Here is a 1,259-nt window from a genome sequence, read left to right on the forward strand (position 1 = left end):
ATCATGCCTGTTGATTAACCAAAATAAGGAATCCATAAATTGAAAAAAGATCGCTCTTTCTGTAAAATCGTTTGCACCACACAACACGATTTGAAAGAGGCGACCTCATGAAAAAGTCTACCACGTTTACAAACCTTGTTCAAACTCTTCTGAAAGAAGACGATGTACAACAAATTCTTAGCGAGCTGAACTTTGAAGATACCGCACGTAAATTTACAGCGCATCAACTGCTCTTATTCTTTGTGAATGCTGCTTTAGGACAATGGAGTGGCTATCGTTCTGGTGTCGGCAAAGCGAAGTCTTGCGGTTTGGCTCCAGTCTGTTATTCGACATTCTCTTCTAAAGCGAGCGAAGTGCCGTATGAGTTATTCAAGCGATTATTTCACATGCTGATCTCCAGATGTAACCGAGAAACAAAGCGTCGATTACAACTGCCGAATGATCTTTTGTTAGTCGACTCGACTACCATAACGGTAGGTAAGACGCGGCTACCTTGGGCGCTATTTCATGGAGAACGTGCAGGGATAAAGCTTCATGTTGCACTCGATGCTGTCACCGAGCAACCCGTCCAAGTCACTGAAACCATCGGGACGGCTCATGATGGTCCGATTGGGGAGCAGCTTGCCAATAAATCCTACATCTTAGTCAATGATCGCGCCTACGGCAAGATTAAACGATTTGATCAATATGCCCTGGATAAGCAATATTTCGTGACCCGTATAAAAGAGAATGTGGCCATGGTAACTCCCCATTCTTTAAACCGAATGGCATCCGAAACTTCAAATGTAAGTCGGGATATCACTTGTTATCTGGGAACACCACAGTGTCAGTCAGCACTTCGCCATCGCGTCGTTGTATTCACTGACAACAATGGTAAAGAAATACGGGTCGCAACCAATCTCATGCATCTGTCAGCCGAGCAAGTTGCAGATGCCTATAAAGCACGCTGGGGAATCGAAGTGTTCTTCAGATGGATCAAGCAAAACCTGAATGTACCTGTCTTGTTTGGTACAACCCAAAATGCTGTGTTCAATCAACTTTTTGCTGCGCTAATGACTTACGTTGTCCTAAAATGGTTGTACACACATGCCAAATCATTTGTTATTTCTTGCAAGTCAATACCACTCATTCGATTTAAAGAACAGATTCAGCATGATCAGTTGGAAGTTGAATGGTGTATCGCTACTGCTAGAGTGTTGGATAAACATGTCTATTTGTCGTCTCTAAACAACCTAAAAACTGGTTAATCAACAGGCGTG

1 protein-coding gene is annotated in these 1,259 nt (G+C 43.1%); it reads left to right on the top strand.

Going from position 1 to position 1,259, the window contains the following annotated elements:
• Window positions 1-107 precede the first annotated feature (107 nt).
• Window positions 108-1,247: an IS4 family transposase gene (locus FU659_RS34935; RefSeq protein ID WP_147951736.1), complete on the top strand. Its 1,140-nt coding sequence runs from the start codon at window positions 108-110 to the stop codon at window positions 1,245-1,247.
• Window positions 1,248-1,259 lie beyond the last annotated feature (12 nt).

The organism is Paenibacillus sp. N3.4, assembly GCF_008017805.1.
GTDB lineage: Bacteria > Bacillota > Bacilli > Paenibacillales > NBRC-103111 > Paenibacillus_E.